Consider the following 20,859-nt stretch of genomic DNA (forward strand, 5'->3'; position numbering starts at 1 on the left):
CCGGGCGAGCACCCATGAGAGGGATTCCCCGCGAGCGCCCCCGCCGAGACGCGTCTCTCAGACCGGGGCGTCGGGAGGGGGCAGGGGCTTCACCTCGAGCTGCTTGGAGGCGAGGAAGTCCGGGTTGAAGATCTTCGAGCTGTAGCGGCTGCCGTGATCGCACAGCAGGGTGACGATGCGCAGCCCCTGGCCGAGGTGTCGCCGGGCCAGCTCGTAGGCCGCGCGCACGTTGAGGGCCGCCGAGGTACCCACCACCAGCGCGTCCTCGCGGGCCAGGTGGTAGAGCATCTCGATCATCTGCTGATCCGACAGGCGCATCGCCTCATCCACCCGCGCGCGGCGGAAGTTCTCCGTGAGGCGCATGATGCCGATGCCCTCGGTGATGGAGCTGCCCGAGCCCTCCATCTTCCCCTCGCGCACCTGGCAGTAGAGCCCCGAGCCAGGCGGGTCCACCAGCACCACGCGCAGGCCGGGGTTCTTCTCCTTGAGGTAGCGGCTCACTCCGGAAAGGGTGCCGCCGCTGCCCACGGAGCTGACGAGCACGTCCACGCGGCCCTCGCACTGCTCCCACAGTTCGGGCCCGGTGGTCTCGTAGTGGAAGTCACCATTGGCGGTGTTCTCGAACTGGTTCATCCACACCCAGCCTCGCTCCTCGGCGAGCGCGCGGGCGCGGTGATAGAAGTGCGAGGGATTGGAGAAGGGCACCGCGGGGACCTTGATGACCTCCGCGCCCATGGCCTCCAGGTACTCGTACTTCTCGCGCACCTGGTTGTCGGGCATGGTGACGGCGACGCGGTAGCCGCGCTCGCGGCCGAGCAGCGCCAGGCCAATGCCCGTGTTGCCGGCGGTCCCCTCGATGATCGTGCTCCCCGGCGTGAGCCGCCCTTCCTCCTCCGCCCGGCGGATCATCCCCTTGGCGGCGCGGTCCTTGATGCTGCCGCCGGGGTTCATGAACTCGGCCTTGCCGAGCAGCTCACACCCGGTGAGGCGCGAGAGCGAGCCGATGCGCAGCAGCGGCGTGTTTCCAACCGAATCCCAGAGCGAGCCAATGCGGGGTGCCATGTGGAGGCCGAGCATAGCGCGTGGCGGGCGGCGTCGGCTCGCGGGGCGTTCAGCTGACGGGCAGGGAGACGGGCTCGGGCCCGAGGGGAAAGGCCTCGTCGATGCGGCGCAGCTCCGCCTCGGTGAGCGAGAGGGCGGCGGCCGCGGCGTTGTCGCGCACGTGCGCCTCGCGGCTGGCCTTGGGGATGGTGAAGAGCGAGGGCCGGCGCACGAGGAAGCGCAGCGCCACCTGGCGGGGGGTGACGCCGTGGGCGCGGGCGATGGCCTCGAGCACGCGTCCGCCCGGGCTCTCCGGCTCGGGGAAGTTCCCGCTGCCGAACGGGCTGTAGGCCACCACGGCCACGCCCTGTTGCTCGCACCAGGGGATGACCGCGTGCTCGATGGCGCGCTCCTCCAGATGGTAGAGCACCTGGTTGCACGCGATGCGGCCCGGCCCGGCGATCGCCAGCACCTCCTCGAGCTCGTCCACGTCGAAGTTGCTCACGCCCCAGGAGCGCACCTTGCCCTCCCTCATCAGCCGCTCGAAGGCGCGCACGGTGCCTTCCAGCGGGTGGGCGCCGGGCCAGTGCAGGAGGTAGCAGTCGAGCCGGTCGGTGCGCAGCCGCTTGAGACTCCGCTCGCACGCGGCGACGGTGCCCTTCTCGGTGGCGTTGGAGGGCATCACCTTGGACACGAGGAACACCTCGTCGCGCCGGCCCGCGATGGCCTTGGACACGATGTCCTCCTCCACTTGACCCTGTCCGTAGAGCTCGGCGGTGTCGAGGTGGGTCAGGCCGAGGTCCAACCCGGCCCGGAGGGCCCGGATGGCGCTCTCCGGATCATCCTCCTCCATCTGCCAGGTGCCCTGCCCGATGACGGGGACCACCACCCCGGTGCTTCCCAAGACGCGCTTCTCCATGTGCCTTCCCTTCCTGTGCGGAGCATACGGCGGGCGGGGGCGGGGCCTGTGGCGCGGGGGCGGAGTCACCTCGCCCAGAGAACACTCAGCTCCAGGAGGAGGGGCGTGAAGGGCTCGGCGTGCACGTGGGCCGGACCGCCGTGCGTGCCCAGCGGCTCCCAGTGCGCGCCGTGCAGCCCGTAGACCTCCAAGGATTGCCGCAGCGGATCCACCAGCCACAGGTGGCGCACACCCTCGCGGGCGTAGACCTTCATCTTCTTTTCCCGGTCCAGTGACTTCGTGGAAGGAGAGAGCACCTCGCAGACCCAGTCGGGCGCGAGGGTGAAGCCCACCACGTCGGGCATCTCCGGCATGCGCTCACGGCGCCAGGCGGCGAGGTCCGGCACCAGCACGTCCTCGCCCAGGTGCAGCTCGGGCTCGAAGAGGAGCAGCCATCCGCCCGGGCCTCCCCTTCCCTGGTGGAAGGGGTTGTAGAGCACTCCGAGCAGCGCGCTCTGCGCGAGCGCATGAGGGGAAGCGGGTCGGGGACTGGCGTACAGCTCGCCGTCCACCAGCTCCGCCACGAGATGCGGCGGGACTGCTTCCAGGTCCGCGTAGGTCGCCTTGCGCTTTTGGCTGCCGCCCATGCCTGGAGCATGGGCAGCCGGGCGTGTCTCTTCAAGGGCCGGGCGGGGAGCACCGCTGGATTCGGGATTCATGCGAACAAGCTATACCCTACCTCTGACATGGGGTAGCTGATGGTTTCTTCCGGAGTCGGGCGGTGTTGTCGCGGACGTCCATGCGCATCTTCAGATGGACACTCCCGACGGGTGACTCTCACGGCTCGCCTGCCTGGGTGCCACCGCTCGCGAGGAGGGATGGCGATGATGAACGAGGAACTTCTGTCCGATGTGGCCGAGCACACCGGACAGGCTGGCACCCAGGACGCCGAGCGCACCGTGCGCGCGGTGCTCGACATCCTGGGCGAGTGCTTGAGCTGGCCCGTCATCCAGGCCGTGGCGGATGACCTTCCCGGCGCGCTGACCGCGGGCTTGAGGGAAGGGGTGGACCGCCAGGACTTCGACCTCGCGGAGTTCCAGGCGCGTGTCGCGGACCGGATGCAGGTACCGCTCGGACGCGCCGTGGAACTCGCGGACGTGGTCTGCCAGTTCCTCGCGGAGGCGCTGACCCCGGGGACGCTGCACCGGCTCCGCGAGGAGCTCCCCGAGCCCATGGGGGCGCTCTTCTCACCCCGTGCGCCCGGCGAGCGCTTCGAGCCCGTCCACCTCGAGCCGAGCCGCGGGACGCTCGCGGAGGGACGGCCGGGAAGCACGCATCCCCTGTCCGAGGCCAGGCCCGAGCGGGCGCAATCCCAGTCCGTGGTGCTCACGGACAACCCCCATGGGGAGACGAAGCTCTCCAGTGCCACCGGGCTCACCCAGGAGCGCGAAGGGGAGACCCTCGCGACTGGACACTCCGGGTCGAACCGTCCCCTGAGCGAGCGGAAGTGACCTCGAGGTTGGACCGACTGGGGCGGACGGTCCTTCCGCGCGACGGGCATTTTGCCATTGCGGGGTGGGATTGACTGATTCTGGAAGGGCTTCTCGGGCAAGGGATAGGCGATGGCGGTCGCACCGGACTCTTCCGAGTCCTGGTGCTGGGCCTGCCATCCCCAAACGACGCCGCGTGCTTGAAAGGGACATTGGCGCCCTGACGTAAATGGTTGGCGTCCTGGTGTGTGTAGCGAAAAAGAAAAAAGGGGACACTGGGCCGCTGTCGACTCTGCTCGCATCACCTCGATAGCCAGACCCCTCCCATCCCCGCCAGGCTCGACATGAGGAGCCTTGGCAAAGAAAGGCAACAACCATGAGCAATAACCGAGAGAGTTTCTTCCAGACGTGGCGCGGCGTGTCCCTGGCCGTGTTGGGCGCCGCATGGAGCCTGGCCGGCTGCGGCCCCACCCCCGAGCTGTCGGAGCGGGCCACCGGACTCCGTGAGGAGGGCGCCAGCCTGGCCACGTGTCCCTACAACTCGATCCAGTCGCGCGTGCAGCCGAACATCACGATTCCCTGGTCGCAGTCCCTCTCCATGACGCTGGGAGGGAGCATCAACGTGGGTGCGTTCCAGAATGGCTCCGGTCAGATCACCTCCTGCTGCACCACCCTCACCGTGACGGGTCCCAACGGCTACCTGGTCTATCCCGCCAACCTGGGCACGCTCACCCCGCCGAGCGTGGGGACCTATTATGTGACCGCCACCTGCGGCGACCTCTCCGAGACGGCCACCGTCACCATCACGCCCAACACCGGCACGATCATCCTGCTCGAGAACGGCAGCATGGAGACGCAGAGCACGGCCCAGTACGGCACCATCGCCAACTGGGGCCCCAACGGAGCCTGGGCGTGGCATGCCCAGTATCCGCGCAACGGCAACTCGGGCCTGGGCGCCCGTTTCGGCTACTACTCGGCCGGCACCCAGGAGACGGTGGGTCAGCTGATCCCCGGGCTGCGCTTCCAGGCCAACAAGAGCTACACCTTCCGCAGCTATGCCCAGGGCGGGGGAGACAACACGGGCGTCGTGCCCTACCAGATCGGCTACGCCGCGATCGACAACACTCCCACCTCCTTCGTGGCGCTCGTCACGGGCCGCGTCACGGTGGGGGCGGACTGGGTGCTGACCAGTGGCGTGACCTTCGTCGCCCCTGCCTCTGGCGTTCCGCTGGGCAAGCAGGTCATGGTCCGCTTCGGTCAGGGCACCGACGGCGGTGTGGGTGACATCTGGTTCGACAACCTCGAGTTGCGCACCATGCCCTGAGTCCTCGCGCGGACGGCGCGTATAAGCCGTACGAGGTGTTTGACACCTTCTGGGGGGCACCTTCCGGGGCCCCCCAGCCTCGCGCACCCATCCGAGCCTAGTCTCTGATTTCGATGTCGTCGACGTAGCCGACGAAGTCACCCGTCAGGGGACCGTAGTCGTAGGTGATCAAGATCCTGTCGATCGTCTTGCCCGCGAGCCACTGACCGATCCGGGATGTCGTCTGCGTCCATGCGTTGACGGTGCCGCGGCTGGCTCCCGGGTGCATGCCGACGCCGTTGACGTCCGTCGCGCCCGAGTCCCGCAGGGACGAACCGTCCGTCATGATGAGATCCACGGTCACGTGCTGGGAGAGGCTGTTCTGTGGGTAGGTCCAGAAGGACAACTGGGTCGACGCCTGCACCGGGATGTGGACGTCGTAGGCCTTGAAGTACGCGAAGGAGCCCGTGGCCGCGGTATCGCGCCCGGAGATTCGCAGGGCCCTGCTTCCGCCGTGGGCGCGTTCGCCCGAGACGACGCCGAACCCGACGCTGCCGGTGCCTCCAGGGCCTGTCACCCCCACGCTTCCCCCTCCCGTCGGATCGATGGTGTTGCTCCACGTGAGCGCGGCATCCGTTTCCTCCCCACCCGAGCGGAACCAGACGGGTCCGTTCGTGTAGGGGATGGGAACGGTCGGCGTGAGCGCATCGAGCCCTTCGATCATCCGCGTCGCCTTGCCCGCCAGGCGCAGGTAGAAGTCGGAGGAGATGTAGCTGCCGTCGGAGCTCAGCGTGAGGAAGTACTGGTTGGTGGGCGTCATCGACGAGTCCTCGGCCGCCTTCGCGATGGCCGTTCCCTCGTCGTACTCGTCGAACATGGCGATATAGGCGGCGGGGATGCCCGCGCTCCGGATGTTGAAGGCCTGCCTCCACAGGAACGTGCCCCCGCGCCGGGGGATCTCGTTCTTCGGCCCGCCGTTCCAGTTGTACCAGGCGAAGCCGGGGAACAGGACCGGCTGGTAGGCCATGCCGTAGGTGGCGCAGTAGTCGCGGTCGGGAATCACGTGGGTGTTCTTGTAGCTGTCGATCTCCACGTCGTGCTTGTAGCGCCCGACGGTCCACGGAGAGATCATGTGGAACTTCTTGTACACCTCGGTGAAGCCCGGCTTCGAGTCTCCGCTGCTGGTGCGCCAGTTCGTCGGCACTCCGCCAATGACATAGGTGCCCTGGGCTCGGAACCAGTCGATGAGCTCCGAGGAGCGTGCCGCGGAGTTCGACCGATCCGTGAAGCCCACTCCCCAGATGGCCACCACCGGTTTTCCGTCCTGCACCGCGTAGCGGGAGGACGAGGTGAGCTGGAGCTGGCCGACGATCGTCTTCGTCCAGTCGTCCTTGATCATCTGGACGAAGGTGGCGTCGTCCATGCCGGAAATGTCATACATGATATAGAAGAGGCGCCCGGTCGCCTCGGCGGCGGTCTTCACCTTGGTGGCGACGCTGTTGCGGTGCTCCATGAACACCCCATCCGTCGTCATGAACCGCTGCACCGCGGCTCCGTCGATGCCGTACTGCTGCATCCACTGGAAATGCTTGTTCACGACGTCCGCCGAGTACGAGGAGAACAGCTTCGCTGGCGCTCCGTTTCCCAGCGGCGCATAGCCGGTCTGGAAGAGCGACCCGGGCGGGTACTCCGAGACGTCCGGGTACAAATCGAAGCTCTGATAACCCGGAGCGGGCATTCCCTGGTTGGACCGGTAGGTCCCCCCCGACCAGTGGTACCACCGCTCGACCGGCGACCCGTCACCATAGGCCGAGAACCAGCCCTGGTAACCGGCGATGACCTTGTCCTTGATCCCCTGCGAGACGACCGCCTGTGTCGCCTCACCCGCTGGTTCCGTGGGGCGCGGCTGCATGGCTTCATCCTGCTCCACGCATCCCGCCACGTTGACCGCCAGGGACACCGCCAGCAGCAACCTGCTCAAGCGTCTTGCATTCATCCCGAAGGAGTACAAATCAGCACCCTGACTGTCAAGTAATATTGGATAAAGCCGTTTAATGTGGATGAGCGGAATGGGTTGGGGGTGTTTCCCCTCCCTTTGGTGGGGGCGATGTCGCGGCGTGGCTTGGTAACTCCCCTTGCGTTGCGGTTCAGACTGCAACGCTGACTCCTCCTGGAGAGGTCCAACGATGATGACCCAGCAAGTGGGCGTGAGCCTGTGTCGATGGTGCGCTCGAGCCGTTTCGTTGTTCTCCGCCGTGTCGATGTTGATTTCTTTCAGTGCCGCCGCCCAGACGCCGATGCGCGACGTCCTGTTGGTCGGCAACAACTGGGACGGGACCGCCGACGTCATTGACGTGCGGACCTACCAGCGGTTGAAGCGCATCAACGTGATTCCGGACCAGAGCGAGCGGATGCAGGAGATCCTGCTCGACCCGGCGCGCCTGACGTACTTCCTGCTCATCCGCGAGCAGGTGGGCGAGGGCCACGATCAGTTCGTGGATGACATGTTCGCCTCGAAGGACGGGCAGATCATCTACGTCTCGCGGCCCAGCTTCGCGGACGTCGTTGCCATCCATGTGGGCACCGGAAGGATCCAGTGGCGGAGGCGGGTCGACGGTCAGCGCGCCGACCACATGGCCATCTCGCCGGATGGTACCCGGCTCGCCGTCTCGGCCTCGACGGCCAATCGCGTGAACATCATCGACACGGCCACGGGGAACCTCGTCGGCTCCTTCCCCGCGGGGGACAACCCGCACGAGAACAACTACTCCCGCGACGGCAGCAAGATCTTCAATGCCAGCATCGGCTTCGTCTACACGCCGTTCGATACCCCGGACCTGGACGGCACCAAGGGTGAGCGCTTTCTCCAGATCGTCGATGCGCGCACGCTGCAGGTCCTCAAGAGGATCAACGTGCGCCAGAAGCTCGCCGCGCTCGGGATGCCCGACATGAGTGCGTCGGTCCGGCCGATGGCGCTTTCCCCCGACGAGCGGTTCCTCTACTTCCAGGTGTCGTTCTTCCACGGCTTCGTGGAGTACGACCTGCAGGAGGATCTCGTGACGCGGCTTGCCCACCTGCCGGTCCCCGAGGAAGTCCAAGCGCTGCGCCGTGACCAGTACGTCCTCGACTCCGCCCACCACGGACTCGCGATGAGCGGCGATGGGACCAAGCTCTGCGTGGCGGGAACGATGTCCAACTACGCGGCGATCGTCTCACGCGAGACGCTCCGCTACCGCATCCACCCGCTCGGCGCGCGGACCTACTGGGCGACCACCAGCGCCGATGGCAACTACTGCTTCGTCTCGGTGGCGGGCGACGACACCGTGTCGGTCCTCTCCTACGCGACCGAGCAGGAAGTGGCCCGAATCCCCGTCGGCGACCACCCACAGCGTGCGCGCACCGCGAAACTCGCGGCGCCGCTCTTCCCCTGAAGAACTCCGGTTCAGCTCGGAGCACATGCCTGGCGACGTCCAGCGCGTCGCGTCTACACCTGCTCGAGGGGCTCAGCTGCTCCCTCGAGCAGTCCTCCATCCGCGGCCACGGTCCGTCACGCGCCCATCACGCGGACCAACGTCACGAGGCCATGGTCCGTCACGCTCCCATCACGTGGGCCAACGTATGAAGCGCCCACTCCACCGGTACCCACGAGTCGATGGATCGTCTTCGAGGGGGGGCGCGTGGGTCTTCGGTGAGAGTGCGGTTCCATCCCATGTCGATGAAATATCTGGAGGAAGTCCACATGAACGTCGTATCGAGCATTTCGGGTGTTGCTCTGGCCATTGCCCTGTCCGCGGCGCCTGCGTACGCGAGCGCGCCCATTGCGTGCAGCACCCGCGTCGATTCCTTCCTGAACGCCTCGCGGTCCGACGGCAAGCGGGTCCTGGGCATCGGGTCCGCGGTGACCGCCCGTGGAGCCCTTGGCTTCACGCACTTCGCGATGGCGCAGGGCTATCAGATCGAGACGACTCCGCTTCACACGCCGGCGGCAGCCCAGAGCGCGACGTTCGCGCTCGGGTACAACGCGACGTCGGACGTGTTCACGGGGGATTTCACCGAGGTGTTCACCGACCGTGGCAACGGCGACGAGGATCGCACCTCCCTGTGGGTCGCGCGCGGCGGAAGCTTCTGGCTCCGCTCCGTCACCTGGAGCGGCAGCTGGCTGCAGTTGCAGAACGTCGTGTGCTACGCCGGCCCGCAGAACCAGCTGGTGGTGACGGGAAGCATCGACAACCCGGGCTTCGGGAGCGACCACTGGTCCTTCGTGCTCGTTCGCGATGCCCAGTGATGACCTCTGCTGAGCAGGGAGCACGACGGCGTTGATGCTCACGTGGCCCGGGCAATGGGGGGCGTTGCCCGGGCCGCGTGGCACCTTGCTCTTGAGCGAGCGGAAGTGACCTCAAGGTTGGACAGACTGGGGCGGACGGTCCTTCCGCGCGACGGGCAGGTAGCACTTGCCCTTGTACTCGGCTTGGTCGTCCTCGCACGGAGGACGCTGTTCGAGCGCCACCCAACACCCATTGTTGATCGCCACTTCCCCTCGTTTTTTGACATTGCAGGGCGGGATCAACTGATTCTGGAAGGGCTTCTCGGGCAAGGGATAGGCAATGTCGGTCGCACCGGACTCTTCCGAGTCGATGAAGTACGGGGCCTTCTTCGGGGAGCGGACACCGGAATCCAGGCTGGCAGTGGGCTGAGGTGGAGTGTTGGGATGCTTCTCGACGTACAGCCAGACGCCCAGCCCCAGCGAGAGCATGGCGAGACCCGCGAGCGCCATTTCTTGCCTGAAGACAGACTTCCGGCCCGTGTGCGGTGCCGAGGGCTTCGCATCTCCCCCGCGCGAGGCGGCGAGGTGGGCCCGCACCTGGGGATTGTCCTCCACCCGCGTGACCGCCGCGGTGGTCATCACGAGGAGGTTGGCCAGGTCCGAAACATCGAGCGGGGCGGGGGCCTCCTCCACCTTCACCACGACGGAGGACCAGTTCGGGTCGAAGAAGAGTTGGACCCGCCAGGGGCCCTCGGGTTGCCAGTTCACGTCCCCACCGGGCCGCAACAGCAGCACCGGGGCTCCCGTGTCGGTGTGCCACGCCTCGTAGAGACGCCCGAGACCCGGTCCCAGGTCGTCATGGCTCGCGCCGAGGTGGAAGGGTCCCAACCTGTCGCTCGTCCAGTGCTTCTCGTCCGCCATGTGCCACTCCTTTCCCGCGAAAAGAAGCGGACTTGACCTTTCGAGTCAAGGCCCTTGGTGGGTCCTGTCGGGTACGGTGCGGACGCTGGAGGGCCGCCTTGTGTCCTTCTGTTCCAGGGGGCAGCCCCAGGGCGCAGTAGATGCTCGTCACCGACTTGCGGACGTCAGCGCAGGAATGCGCGGGTCATCGCGGCGTATTCACCGGAGTCCTGCTGCATGCGTTGGAGTAGAATCTGCGCCTCTGCGGCTTCGGGGGCGCCGAGCCTGACGAGGCTTCGGAGTGCTTTCACATGGCTCAGGTGCTTTCTCCGTTGCTCGGCCAGTTCCTCCCGACGGAGCCCCAGGGTACGAATCGTCGTCTCTCCCCGCTTGTTGCCCCCCACGGCGTAGGGGACTTCTTGCCGGAAGGAGATGAAGGTTTCGGGGTCGTCCGCCGCAGGATCGAGCAGCAGGGGGTCTTCCGCGGACACATTGTCCTTGTGGCTTCGAGCCCTTCGTCTGGGCGTCTTCAAGGGGAACAAGTTCCTCTTGAAGTGCTGATTGCAGAGCGTGCAGGAAAGGAAGAGGTTCGTCCACTCGTAGGCGAGCCAGTAATAGCCGGGTCTACCGAGTGGCTCCTTCTCCTTCTGCCGCCATCCCGCCTTGGGGCGGAAGTGTTCGACGTCTCCGTAGGAGATGTGGGCGAAGCTCGATTCACAGAAAGCGCACTTGAGGTGCTGTGCTTTCCGGAGCGCCGCCTTGACGGTCTCATGCCCATAGATACTCGAGTCGAACTCGAACGACTTCTTGCCGTTCTCGTAGCTCCGGGGCGCGCGTGAATATGCCGCCCTCATTGCATGCAGGGCGCGCGCTCCTTTCGTTCGAAGGACTTCGGGCGGCTCGGCTGGCTTGCGGATGCGGATCACTTCCGGCCATCCTTCAGTCGCTCTGCGGCGCGTTGGATGAGTTCGAGGGCTTCGCGCTCGGTCTTCGTCTCGCCCGCGGGCAGAGGACCGATCATGGACTCCAACTCGTTCAGTCTGGCTTTGTCCTTCTGGGTCAGACGTGGCTTGGAGAGGAGCGCGGTCCGCTCCTTGAGGAGTTCCTCGAGCTGGGGCGGCCGGGCCGTCTCCAGTCCGAACAGGTCGCTCGTGAGGATCTGGTCCACCCGCCAACCCCGGATGGATTCCACGTCGTTGTCGATGACGACGTGGTCGCCCTCTCGTCTCAGGACCACGATGTTCGCATCCGTGGCACTCTGAACGACGAGCGGGCTGTGCGCGGTCACGATGAACTGGGTCTGAGGGAAGCGCTCGGTCAAGTAGCAGATGAGTTGTCGCTGCCAGGTCGGATGAAGGTGGAGATCGATTTCATCCACGAGGACCACCGCCGGTTCAGCGAGCGGGTTGGGGCTCTCGGGGTATCGCTCGAACAGACGGCTCGCGAGGTCCACCATCCAGGCCACGAGCGTCCGGTATCCCAGACTCAGGCTCCGCATTGGGACCCATCCAAAGGGGGTCTTTATCTCCACCCTGGCTGCCGGGTTGTTCTTGTCAGGAGTCGCGAAGCGGAGGTCGCTTACCTCGGGGAGAATTCCGATGAGGAGTTGTTTGATGCGATCACGCTTCTTGGCAGCTCCATCTTGCGTGAGGGATGCCTTGCTGGCTGCATAGTCAGCTTGCAGAAGCCATTCTTCCGCATTGCGTAATGGCACATCCTCGAAGAAGAGGCTGTCACTGGGTTGGGTCTCTTGGGGGACAGACAATGAGCCAGCACCCATTCGGCGTGTTGCTCCATAGCCGTAACATGCCAGATTCAGGAAGGGTTCTTGGATTGATCTTGCGGACTGTATCTCGTCTGAATTGATTTTATACCATATTCGTTTTTGATGTTCATCCCTGTTTTGGGGCGATGTCAGAGTTCCAGCCCTGACGTTGGCTGAAAAATAGGCACCGGCTGACTCTTGGCGAGCCATTGTCCAAGACAACTGGTTGCGCTGTACGAATCCCTTTGCTGTGTAGACGTCTGTCCGTTCGGTTTGTTTTTCGTGGTCGTACACAGTGGCATTGGACAAAGTGGGTTCAAGAATGGTGAGGGCCTGCAGCAGGGTCGTCTTGCCCATGCCGTTGTTGCCGAGGATCACCGTCCACCTCGCCGGACGTCCCTGCTCATCGGAGAGCCGCAGGGTTTGCATGGGTCCGAAGCAGCGCACGTTCTCAAGGGTCAACGAAAGGAAGTACACGGGCAGAGGCTTCGAGGGGGCCTGTTTGCGCGCGCCCGCTCGTACCCTCTTGGCCTGCTGTGCTCTTCCCCGGCTTTTCGTGGCCATGTCGCCCCTCTCGGCTGCCTATCTCGGCGCTACGTGCAGGAGATGTACCACGAAGGTTGGAACCGTCCCATTCCAGGCTGCACTCTCGTCAATGGGGTGGGTTTCGTGGTTTACAAGAGGGAGCCATGAGCCCGCCCGGCATCGTGCCGTCCCGTGCACGGGATGGGGAGGCGGGTAGCTGAGTTCGGTCTTATCGTGCCGGTCCTTGTTATCCGCGACCGCGCCGCGACCATTACGAGCCTGCTCTCTCCTGCTGGGCCGTGGGGTCCTTTATCTTGCTCATCCCCATTTCACCGGATGGACAATGACAAGCGCCCGCCTTGCCTCGCTCATCGAAACCGCTCGACGATTCCATCCGCGCGGTATCAGTCCAGCGGATGAGCGGTACACCGAGACCCCCGAGTACTTCCGCGCTCGTGAGGCATGGCGGCGCGCATCGCGGAACGCCGAGCCCTGGCAACGTGTGCTGGCTCTTCTGCGGGAACGAGCCACGCCAGCCTATCGCGTGCGAGATCTCACGGTGCCGTACATGCCAACTACGAGCCGCTCTCGCTAGAAGAGGCCCTGGTGGTCGTGCCCGACGTGGAGATCGAACACTGCCCACCCGGTGGCTCAACGTTGCTGGCCGCGTTGATTTCCAATGGCCTGAACCACTACGTGTAAGAAGGGCGAGGCGGTCGCAGTCTTCCGCCCCGCCGCCTTACTCGTGCGGGCCTAGAAGTGCACGCGCGCGGTGAGGAACGCCGTGCGCGCGGCGGCCGGGACGGCCTGGCCCGCGTAGTACTGGTCGTAGAAGAGCCTGTTCGTGAGGTTGTTCACGTTGAGCTGCAAGTCGAGCCGCTCCCAGAGCGTGTAGCTGGCGAAGGCATCGAAGCGCCAGTAGTTGGGCACCTTGTTGTAGCTCTGCGCCGCCGAGGTCGGGTTGTTCACCGTCGTCACGTCCTGGTACACGGCGCCGCCACCCAGCGTCAGGCCGTCCAGGAGGCTCACCGTGGTCCACAGCGACAGGCTGCGCTTGGGCGTGTTCGGCAGCGGCTGGCCCACCAGGTACGGGTTGGTGTGCTCGAGGATGTCCGAGTCCAGGTGCGTGTAGTTGGCCAGCACCCTCCAGGCACTCGTGATCTGCCCCGTCACCCCCACGTTGTAGCCCTGCACCCGCTGCGCCCCCTCGAGCACCAGCTGCGGCTGGGTGGGATCGCTGTTCGCCACGCGCGCGTTCGTCTTCTCGATGCGGAACACCGACGCGTTCAATCCCAACCTCGACTCGAGCAGCTCCGCCTTGGCGCCAATCTCGTACGTCTGGTTGGTCTCCGGCTCGAGCGTGGCGTTGTTGTTGGCCAGCGCCCCGGCCTCCGCCGACGGGTTCGCGGACGTGCCGTACATGGCGTACACGCTCGTCTTGTCCAGCGGGTGCAGCACGAGCCCCACGCGCCAGTTGAAGAGCGTGTCCTTGTTCTGCAGGTTCGTGCGCACGCCCGCCCGGTCCACCGCCGAATAGCGCGTGCGGAAGATGTCCACGCGCGCCGAGCCGAGCACCTCCACGAAGCGGGAGATGGCCATCTGATCCGCCGCGTACACGCCCACGTCCCACTGGCGGCTCTCGTTGGAGCCGGAGAAGACGCGGTTGACGGTGGACAGGTCCGGCGTGGGCTCCGGGTCGAACAGGTCGGCGGGCAGGTTCGGCGAGGCGCCCGTCGCGGTCAGGTTGTCCCGGTACTGGTCCCGCGACTCCCGTGACAGCTCGAGCCCGATGTTCGCCGTCTGCTTGACGATGCCCGTCTGGAGTTCGCCCCGCAGGTCCGTCTGGTTGATGAGGTAGAGGTTGTCCGTGTCCGTCTGGTAGCGCTCACGGCCGATCGTTTCCGGATGGATGGCCGGCACGAGCCCGCGGGGAGACGTGGGCCGGGAGAAGCGGTCCACGCCACCCAGGCGCAGCGTGTTCGTCAGCCGCGGGCTGCCCTCTCGCCCCTCGCCGAAACGGTGCTGGAAGCGCGCGGTGGCCACGTGGGCGTTCACGCGCTCGCGGTCCTCGCCCCTCACGCCGTAGAAGACGTCGCGCCCCACGCCGTAGGTGATGCCCACCGGACCGCCCTGGTAGTAGGGATGTCCGTAGTCCGGCACGCTCTGCTCGTGCTGGTAGAAGTAGTCGAAGTCCAGCGACGTGTTCTGCCCCAGCGCGATCGTCAGCGACGGCGCGAACCCGAGGCGGTTCTCGCTCACGTCATCGCGGCCCGCGATGTTGGCGAGCTGCCCGAGCACGTTGATGCGCGCCTGCACGCGCTCGCTGATCACACTGTTGACGTCCACCTCCAGTCGGCCCGAGGGCGCCGTGCCGCCCGTGAGGCTCACGCTGCTCGTGGCGCGCTTGCTCGGACGCTTCGTGGTGAGGTTGACGGCGCCTCCCGTCGAGCCGCGGCCGAAGAGCACGGCGGACGGACCGAAGAAGACCTCCACGCCACCGAGGTTGAAGGTGTCTCGTGTGAACCAGCCCAGGTCGCGCACGCCATCGCGGAACGTGTCGCTCTGCGCCGAGAAGCCACGCAGGTTGAAGGTGTCTCCCTGGCGCCCGCCCTCGCCCGCGCTCACCGTGATGCCGGACACGTTGCGCAGCGCATCGCGCACCGTCGTCGCGTTCTGCTCCTCGATGACCTTCTCGGGTACCACCGTCACCGACTGCGGCGTGTCGAGGAGCGGCTGGGGCAGCCTCGTGAGGCCACTCTGCTCGGTGTGGTACTCGCGCGGGTCCGCCGCCTCCTGCACCTTCACCGTCGGCAGCACGAAGGTGTTCTCCGTGCCCTCGGACGGGGCGGCTGGCGCGGCGGGAGCGGGGCTCTCGGTGCGCGGGGTCTCGGTGGGGGGCGTGGACTCCTGGGCGAGCGCTCCCCCGGTCGCGAGCGCCGAGGCGAGGCCCACCGCGGCCTGTCCCAGGGGCCAGAGCCTGCCGCGGACACTTCCCGCGAGGCCCTTCGTCGCGCGGATGCCAGGGGGGTGAATCTTGGAAGACATGTTGGATCCTTGGGTGGGGAGGTTCGGTGCTTCGAGGCGCACCCCGGCCGCTCGCGCCGGTCAGGGCGCGTCGGAGGAGCGAGGGGGTTCGGAGGACGGGTGGCGGGGAGAGGCGATCAGACGGTGGGTTCGACCCGCTCGGGACTCGCGGTGTCTTCGGCGGCGGTGGCGGCGCGCTTGCCCGGGAAGAAGCGGCGCCAGGACAGGGTGAAGCCCGTCCACACGAGGAAGAGGCCACCCAGGCAGCCGACGGCGGCGAGGAACTGGCCGATCAGCCCGAGCGCCTCGCCCGTGTGCAGGAAGCGCATCCACCGGCGCGTCCGGTTGCCCGCGGAGAGGTCCGAGAAGGCGTCCTGGCGCAGCACCCGGGCGGTGTAGGGATCCAACGACACCTGCGTCGCCGCGAAGGGAGGCCAGGTGCCCGGCTCGCGCACGGCGAGGGTGAGGGCGGAGGGGGCGGCGGGCTTGCGTGCTTCCCCCGGGCCCTCGTTGCCGCCGGGCCGGGGATCCGCTCCCGGACCGCGCGCGGGCGCGTTGCCGCGCGGAGGTCCGCCACCGCCCAGCCGCAGGGTGATGTTCTCCCAGGCGGGCACTTGCTGGCGGGCCTGGGCGAAGACCGCCTCGAGCGGCAGCGGTGTGCTCCCCGGCGGAGGCGTGGGCACCTGGATGGTGGGCCCGGGCGGTGGTCCCCCGGTGGCGGGAGGCGTCTCTCCCGCGAGCTTGAAGACGAGGTCCGAGACGCTCTTGTAGGAGATGACCATGCCCGTGGCCGTCATGACGATGAGCGCCGGCAGCAGCCAGAAGCCGATCACGTTGTGCCAGTTCCAGTCGCGCGCCTTGCCCTTGAGGCCGCGCCGGAACCACAGCGCGGGCCGCACGGTGCGCCACGTCCACTTGCGCGGCCACCACAGGTAGAGGCCCGTCACCGCGAGCGCGAGGAAGATGGCGTTGCTCGCGCCGGTGATGGCCTTGCCGATGGGGCGGTTGTCGCCCTGCGCGCCCAGCCACCGGTGCCAGTCCTCCATGAGGTGGAAGAACGAGCGCCAGCCCGTGGCACCCCAGTCGCGCACCTCGCCCGTGTAGGGATTCACGTAGACGCCCCCGGTGCGGCCGGTGCTCACCGTCACGGCGAGCGTGGGCTCGGGGTACTCCGTCACCGCCGAGGGCTGTGCTCCGGGGCGGGCGGTGCGCACGCGCGCGAGCAGCTCGTCGACAGGCAGGCGGGGCGCGCCCGGCGAGGGCACCTCCACGCGCCGCGTCTCCTGGTCCGCCCAGTCGAGGATTTCATGCTCGAAGGCGAGCGCGATGCCCGTGAAGGACATGACCGCGATGATGAGCCCGGCGAGGAGGCCCGCGATCAGGTGGGGCCAGAAGACGAGGGTGTGGACACTGAGGCGCATGGCTGCTCGTGCGCGCGGAAGGGGGAGAGCCCTCCTGCGCGTGCTTCACTTCAAGGAGAACTGGACGGGAATCTCGACGATGACGCGCACCGGGCGGCCCTGACGGCCCAGCGCCGGAGAGAAGCGCCACTGGCTGACGGCGGAGACGGCCGCGGCATCCAGCGCCGCCACGGAGCGCACCACCCGCGTGCTGCCGGGCTCGATGCGTCCGTCCACACCGATGATGACGCGCACGAGGACGAGTCCCTCGATGCCATCGTTCCGGGCCGAGCGGGGATACTGGGGTTTGACCTGCTGGAGCACCCGCGGCGGGCTCGCCACCTGCTTCAGCTCGAGCGCGCCCCCGGTGGCTCCCACCAGTCCGCCCTCCTGTCCACCCAACACGCCTCCGAGCACCCCCGCCACGGTGTTGCCCACGCCCGCGCCGTCCATGGCCAGCTCCTGGGCCGGGGTTTGCTCGGCGGCTGTTTCCGGCTCGGACGCGACCGGCTCGGGCTCGGAGGGCGTCTCGACGGGCTTCTCGGGGAGGGTCTCCTGGGGAATGACGCGCGGGAAGACCGGGCGCGGGGTGGGCGTGCGCGGGCGGGACTTCACCCGCTCGGGCTGCACCGCGCGCGTGGGCGTGGCGCTGGCGGCCGGCGGAGGCGGGGGCGCGAAGTGCATGAACACCAGCTCCGGCTCCTCGGGCGCTGCCTCCCGGGGCGCGGAGGGATGCGTCAGCCCCACCGCCGTCACTCCCGCGAGTCCCCCGTGCACGAGCGCCGCGAGCAGCAGGGCCCAGCCCCAGCGCTCCCGCTCGCCTCCACTCCGCGGCGCCTCGCCCATGCGGAAGAGCCGCTCACGGACCGGAGGGACGCTCGCGCTGTCGGTACCGGACGTGGGCATCTCAACGGGGAAATTGAGAATCATTCTCATTTCTGATCGCACGAGCAATATCCCACGATGCTGGGGGCGTCAACGAGGGTAGGGAGCGGAAGTTGACGGTCCCAGAAGGAGCGCTCAGGGGTCGGCCCATTGGCGGAGGAGGTTGTGGTAGACGCCGGTGAGCACGACGAGGGTGGGGCTGTGAGGGACCTCCTGGTTGAGCTGGCGGATGGCCATGTCGAGGTCGAAGAGCAGGGAGCGCTGGGAGACGTCGCGCACCATGCTCTGCACCCAGAAGAAGGATGCGAGCCGGGCGCCGCGGGTGATCGGGGTGACGTGGTGGAGGCTCGAGGCCGGGTAGACGATGAGGTCTCCGGCGGGCAGCTTCACCGAGTGGCTGCCATAGGTGTCCTCCACGACGAGCTCGCCGCCGTCATAGCTGTCGGGATCGGACAGGAAGAGCGTGGCGGAGACGTCGGTGCGCAGGCGCAGGGGCGTGCCGGCGAGGGGCCGGATGGCGTTGTCCACGTGCGAGCCGAAGGTCATCCCCGGCTCGTAGCGGTTGAAGAGCGGGGGGAAGACGCGCTGGGGCAGCACGGCGGAGATGAACAGGGGGCTCTGTTCGAGGCCCCGGAGCACGAGCTCTCCCAGCTCGCGCGCCTGGGGGCTGTGCTCGGGCAGTTGCAGGTTCTGCTTCACCCGCGCGGACTGGTGGCCGGCGGTGGCGCGGCCGTCCTCCCAGGGGGCCTGGGCGAAGACGTCGCGGCAGTGGGCGACCTGGGCGGCCGTGAGGACGTGGGGGATGTGCACCAGCATGGGCGGGTTGTAACCACCCCCGGCTCTGGCGTCACTTGCCCTCGGCGGCGCGGTCCGGTTCGTCGCCGAACCCGGTCTCGAGCAGGCTCATCTCCTGGGCGGCGGGCAGCATGACCGTCAGCAGCGTGCCCTCGCCCTCGCGGCTGTCCGCGCGCAGCGTGCCGCCCAGCCCCGTCACGATGGCGTGGCTCACCGACAACCCCAGGCCCGTGCTCGTGCGGCGCGTGGTGAAGAAGGGCTCGAAGATGCGCGCGACCACCTCCGGGGACATGCCCCGGCCGGTGTCTTTTATCTCCACCACCAGCTCGCCCGTCTCCGCCGTGTACGCCGCCACCCGCAGCACGTTGTTCGTCGCGTCCGGCTCGTCCATGGCCTGCAGCGCGTTGAGCAGCAGGTTCACGAACACCTGGGTCAGCCGGGATTCATCGCCCTCCACCCGAGGCACCGGCTGGAAGTCCGTCTCCAACCGCGCCCGGTGGCGCAGCTCGACCCGCACCAGGCTCAGTGCGTGCTCCAGCAGGGGGATGACGTCCACCGTCTTGTGCTGCTCCGGCGGTGCGCGCGACAGCATGCGCAGGTCCTGGACGATCGTCTTCAGCCGGTGGGCGCCATCGGCCGCCTCGGTCAGCGCCTCGAGCACGTCCGCCACTTCCGTGGACAGGGCATGGTCCTGGGAGCGCAGCACCTCCGCCACGCGCGTGAGCTCCTCGCGCGCGAAGCCGATGTTGGCCAGCATGTAGGCGAGGGGATTGCCCATCTCGTGGCCCACCGCTCCGGCCAGCGAGCCCAGTGCCGCCAGCCGGTCCGCCTTGAAGAGCTGCGCCTCCATCTGCTTGCGCACCGTCACGTCCTTGGCGAACACCCGCAGGCGCTCGGGGTCCACCAGGTGCGTCACCGTCAGCTCCCAGTGGCGGCCCTCCCAGTGGACGCTCGGCGTGTCGCCCGTCGAGGCGCGCCGGGCCGCCGCGAGCGAGGCCTCCACCACCGGATGTCGGGGGCCGCGCGGGAACAAGTCCGTGAAGGCCTTGTGCGCCGCGGGGTTGGCGTAGTGCAGGACGCCGTCCGGGCCCAACTCCAGCATGGGCTCGGGGTGCAGCAGTGAGAAGGAGGCCAGGCGGTAGAGTCGCTCTTCCTGGGCGCGCAGCTCGGTGACGTCGCACACCAGCACCGCCGTGGTGGCCTCCCGCGCGGGGTCCGTGGGAGTCCGCAGGGTGGCCTCGGCCGCGAACCAGCGTGTCTCCCCCTCCACCTCCAGGCGGTACTCCACCCGGCCGCCACCACTGTGCCGCGCCGAGCGCGCGAGCGCCGCCAACGCGCCTCCCGCCTCCATGCCGAGGGCCTCCCCCAGGGGCCGTCCCTCCGCCTCGCGCACGTCCCGCCCGAACGCCCTGCCCGTGGGCGTCCAGAGACGCAGGCAGCGCTGCTCGGCATCCACCTCCGCCGCCAGGTAGTCCGTCTGCCGCACGGCGCGGGGCATGTGGGGGCGCGGGGTGGCCTCCGAGGCGAGGACGAAGCCCTCGCTGTCGAAGAGGCCCAGCATCGGCTCGAGTCCGCCCGTGCTGCCGGCGAGCGAGGTGAGCACGGACACCAGCGTGGCCGTGTCCGCCTCGCTCAGGCGGGAGGTGATGATGAGTCCGTCGGCGGGCGTGGCGTGGGTGTAGGCGAAGGGCAGGAGCTGGCGCTCGTCCGCGCCCAGGTGCTCGGCGAGGTAGGCACGTACGGTGTCCTCCTCGGGGTGGCTCGCATAGATGGCGGCCACGTCCGCCTCGCCCTCGAGCACCGCCAGCAGGGCCTTGCGGTAGGTGCCGAAGAAGCGCTCCTCGCGAAAGGTGTCCGCGGGAGGATGGCCACTCTCCGTGAGGTAGCGCGTGGGCAGCAGGTAGCCCGCCGTGGAGCGCGGGGCCACCCAGGCGGCGCGCGTGCCCTCGAGCGTGCCCAACGTGAGCGGCCGCGACGCCCGGCACAGCAGCGCCGAGTAGTAGCTGCCCTGTCCGGCCCGCACCGCGCGCAGCACCGCCCGGGCGCGCGACTCGAAGTGGGTGCATTGCTCGGCGGTGCCCCAGACCAGCTCCACCCGCTCCGCGGCCAGCTCCCGCTCCAACACCTCGTAGGACGGCGCGATCTCCACCAGGATGGGGCGTCCCAGCCGCTGGGCGAGCGCCCGGCTGAACAGCTCGGCACGCACGTGCTCCTTCACCTCTCCCAGCGAGGGCGAGAGAAGAAAGCGGATGGGCGTGGCCGTCAGGCTCATGGGCGGGATCTCTCCTGATGGACTCCGATCGGAGAGCGGAAGCGTCCCCCTCCGCGCGGAGACGGCGGATCATGCCGGACATCCAGGGCGCGCGCATCTCACCCCCAGGCCGGGTCCGAGCCCTCCACGCTCCCTTCCTCGGTGCCCGGACGACGCTCGCTCCGCCGTGGATCCACCCTGCTCCGACGCGAGGCGACGCGACGCGGCAGGGCCCCTCGTCCCACCGCCGGAGTGGGTGGGATGTCGGGAGATAAACCATTGGAATCACTGGGAAAGTCCGCCCCGGAGATGTCAGAC

Annotated in this window: 16 protein-coding genes; 4 read left to right on the forward strand and 12 right to left on the reverse strand. The window is 67.8% G+C overall.

The window, feature by feature from the left end:
- Positions 1-57 precede the first annotated feature (57 nt).
- The 3 genes from CYFUS_RS02015 to CYFUS_RS02025 all read right to left on the reverse strand — a co-directional run bounded on the left by CYFUS_RS02015 (position 58) and on the right by CYFUS_RS02025 (position 2,586).
- On the reverse strand, positions 58-1,062 hold the full coding sequence (locus tag CYFUS_RS02015) for a cysteine synthase A (RefSeq protein ID WP_095991746.1): 1,005 nt from the start codon (positions 1,060-1,062) through the stop codon (positions 58-60).
- Between the two features lie 49 nt (positions 1,063-1,111).
- A complete protein-coding gene (locus tag CYFUS_RS02020; protein WP_095983675.1) occupies positions 1,112-1,960 on the reverse strand; it encodes an aldo/keto reductase in 849 nt (282 codons plus the stop codon).
- A gap of 65 nt (positions 1,961-2,025) precedes the next feature.
- Positions 2,026-2,586 (reverse strand): Uma2 family endonuclease, encoded by a 561-nt coding sequence (locus tag CYFUS_RS02025; protein ID WP_095983676.1) that lies wholly within the window; start codon positions 2,584-2,586, stop codon positions 2,026-2,028.
- A 237-nt stretch (positions 2,587-2,823) separates the two neighbouring features.
- Here CYFUS_RS02025 and CYFUS_RS02030 point away from each other — a divergent pair, with 237 nt between their 5' ends.
- Positions 2,824-3,450 (forward strand): DUF2267 domain-containing protein, encoded by a 627-nt coding sequence (locus CYFUS_RS02030; RefSeq protein WP_157758187.1) that lies wholly within the window; start codon positions 2,824-2,826, stop codon positions 3,448-3,450.
- Between the two features lie 355 nt (positions 3,451-3,805).
- The gene (locus tag CYFUS_RS02035) at positions 3,806-4,753 is read left to right on the forward strand and encodes a hypothetical protein (protein WP_095983678.1); all 948 of its coding nucleotides are present in this window, start codon (positions 3,806-3,808) and stop codon (positions 4,751-4,753) included.
- Between the two features lie 97 nt (positions 4,754-4,850).
- Here the strand turns inward: CYFUS_RS02035 and CYFUS_RS02040 are convergent, their stop codons facing one another.
- Positions 4,851-6,713, reverse strand: a complete 1,863-nt coding sequence (locus CYFUS_RS02040; RefSeq protein ID WP_232537304.1) for a glycoside hydrolase family 71/99-like protein — start codon at positions 6,711-6,713, stop codon at positions 4,851-4,853.
- Positions 6,714-6,918: 205 nt separating this feature from the next.
- Between CYFUS_RS02040 and CYFUS_RS02045 the strand changes: the two genes are divergently transcribed.
- Positions 6,919-8,163, forward strand: a complete 1,245-nt coding sequence (locus tag CYFUS_RS02045) for a YncE family protein (protein ID WP_095983680.1) — start codon at positions 6,919-6,921, stop codon at positions 8,161-8,163.
- Between the two features lie 308 nt (positions 8,164-8,471).
- Positions 8,472-9,017, forward strand: a complete 546-nt coding sequence (locus tag CYFUS_RS02050) for a hypothetical protein (protein WP_095983681.1) — start codon at positions 8,472-8,474, stop codon at positions 9,015-9,017.
- Positions 9,018-9,128: 111 nt separating this feature from the next.
- Here the strand turns inward: CYFUS_RS02050 and CYFUS_RS02055 are convergent, their stop codons facing one another.
- The 8 genes from CYFUS_RS02055 to CYFUS_RS02090 form a co-directional block, all read right to left on the reverse strand.
- The gene (locus CYFUS_RS02055; RefSeq protein ID WP_095983682.1) at positions 9,129-9,917 is read right to left on the reverse strand and encodes a hypothetical protein; all 789 of its coding nucleotides are present in this window, start codon (positions 9,915-9,917) and stop codon (positions 9,129-9,131) included.
- 164 nt (positions 9,918-10,081) lie between these two features.
- Entirely contained in the window at positions 10,082-10,822 is a 741-nt protein-coding gene (locus tag CYFUS_RS02060; protein WP_157758188.1) for a hypothetical protein, read from the reverse strand.
- Positions 10,819-12,225, reverse strand: coding sequence for an AAA family ATPase (locus CYFUS_RS02065; protein WP_095983684.1), 1,407 nt, complete (start codon positions 12,223-12,225; stop codon positions 10,819-10,821). Before CYFUS_RS02065 ends, CYFUS_RS02060 begins: the two co-directional genes overlap by 4 nt.
- Positions 12,226-12,939: 714 nt before the next feature.
- Positions 12,940-15,231: a TonB-dependent receptor gene (locus tag CYFUS_RS02070; protein ID WP_095983685.1), complete on the reverse strand. Its 2,292-nt coding sequence runs from the start codon at positions 15,229-15,231 to the stop codon at positions 12,940-12,942.
- A gap of 116 nt (positions 15,232-15,347) precedes the next feature.
- Positions 15,348-16,631: a PepSY-associated TM helix domain-containing protein gene (locus CYFUS_RS02075; RefSeq protein ID WP_095983686.1), complete on the reverse strand. Its 1,284-nt coding sequence runs from the start codon at positions 16,629-16,631 to the stop codon at positions 15,348-15,350.
- 45 nt (positions 16,632-16,676) lie between these two features.
- Entirely contained in the window at positions 16,677-17,540 is an 864-nt protein-coding gene (locus tag CYFUS_RS02080) for a TonB family protein (protein WP_232537305.1), read from the reverse strand.
- A 90-nt stretch (positions 17,541-17,630) separates the two neighbouring features.
- The gene (locus CYFUS_RS02085) at positions 17,631-18,311 is read right to left on the reverse strand and encodes a Fe2+-dependent dioxygenase (protein WP_095983687.1); all 681 of its coding nucleotides are present in this window, start codon (positions 18,309-18,311) and stop codon (positions 17,631-17,633) included.
- Between the two features lie 31 nt (positions 18,312-18,342).
- Positions 18,343-20,562, reverse strand: a complete 2,220-nt coding sequence (locus CYFUS_RS02090; protein WP_095983688.1) for a PhnD/SsuA/transferrin family substrate-binding protein — start codon at positions 20,560-20,562, stop codon at positions 18,343-18,345.
- Positions 20,563-20,859: the final 297 nt, after the last annotated feature.

The sequence above is a fragment of the Cystobacter fuscus genome, assembly GCF_002305875.1.
Taxonomy (GTDB): domain Bacteria; phylum Myxococcota; class Myxococcia; order Myxococcales; family Myxococcaceae; genus Cystobacter; species Cystobacter fuscus_A.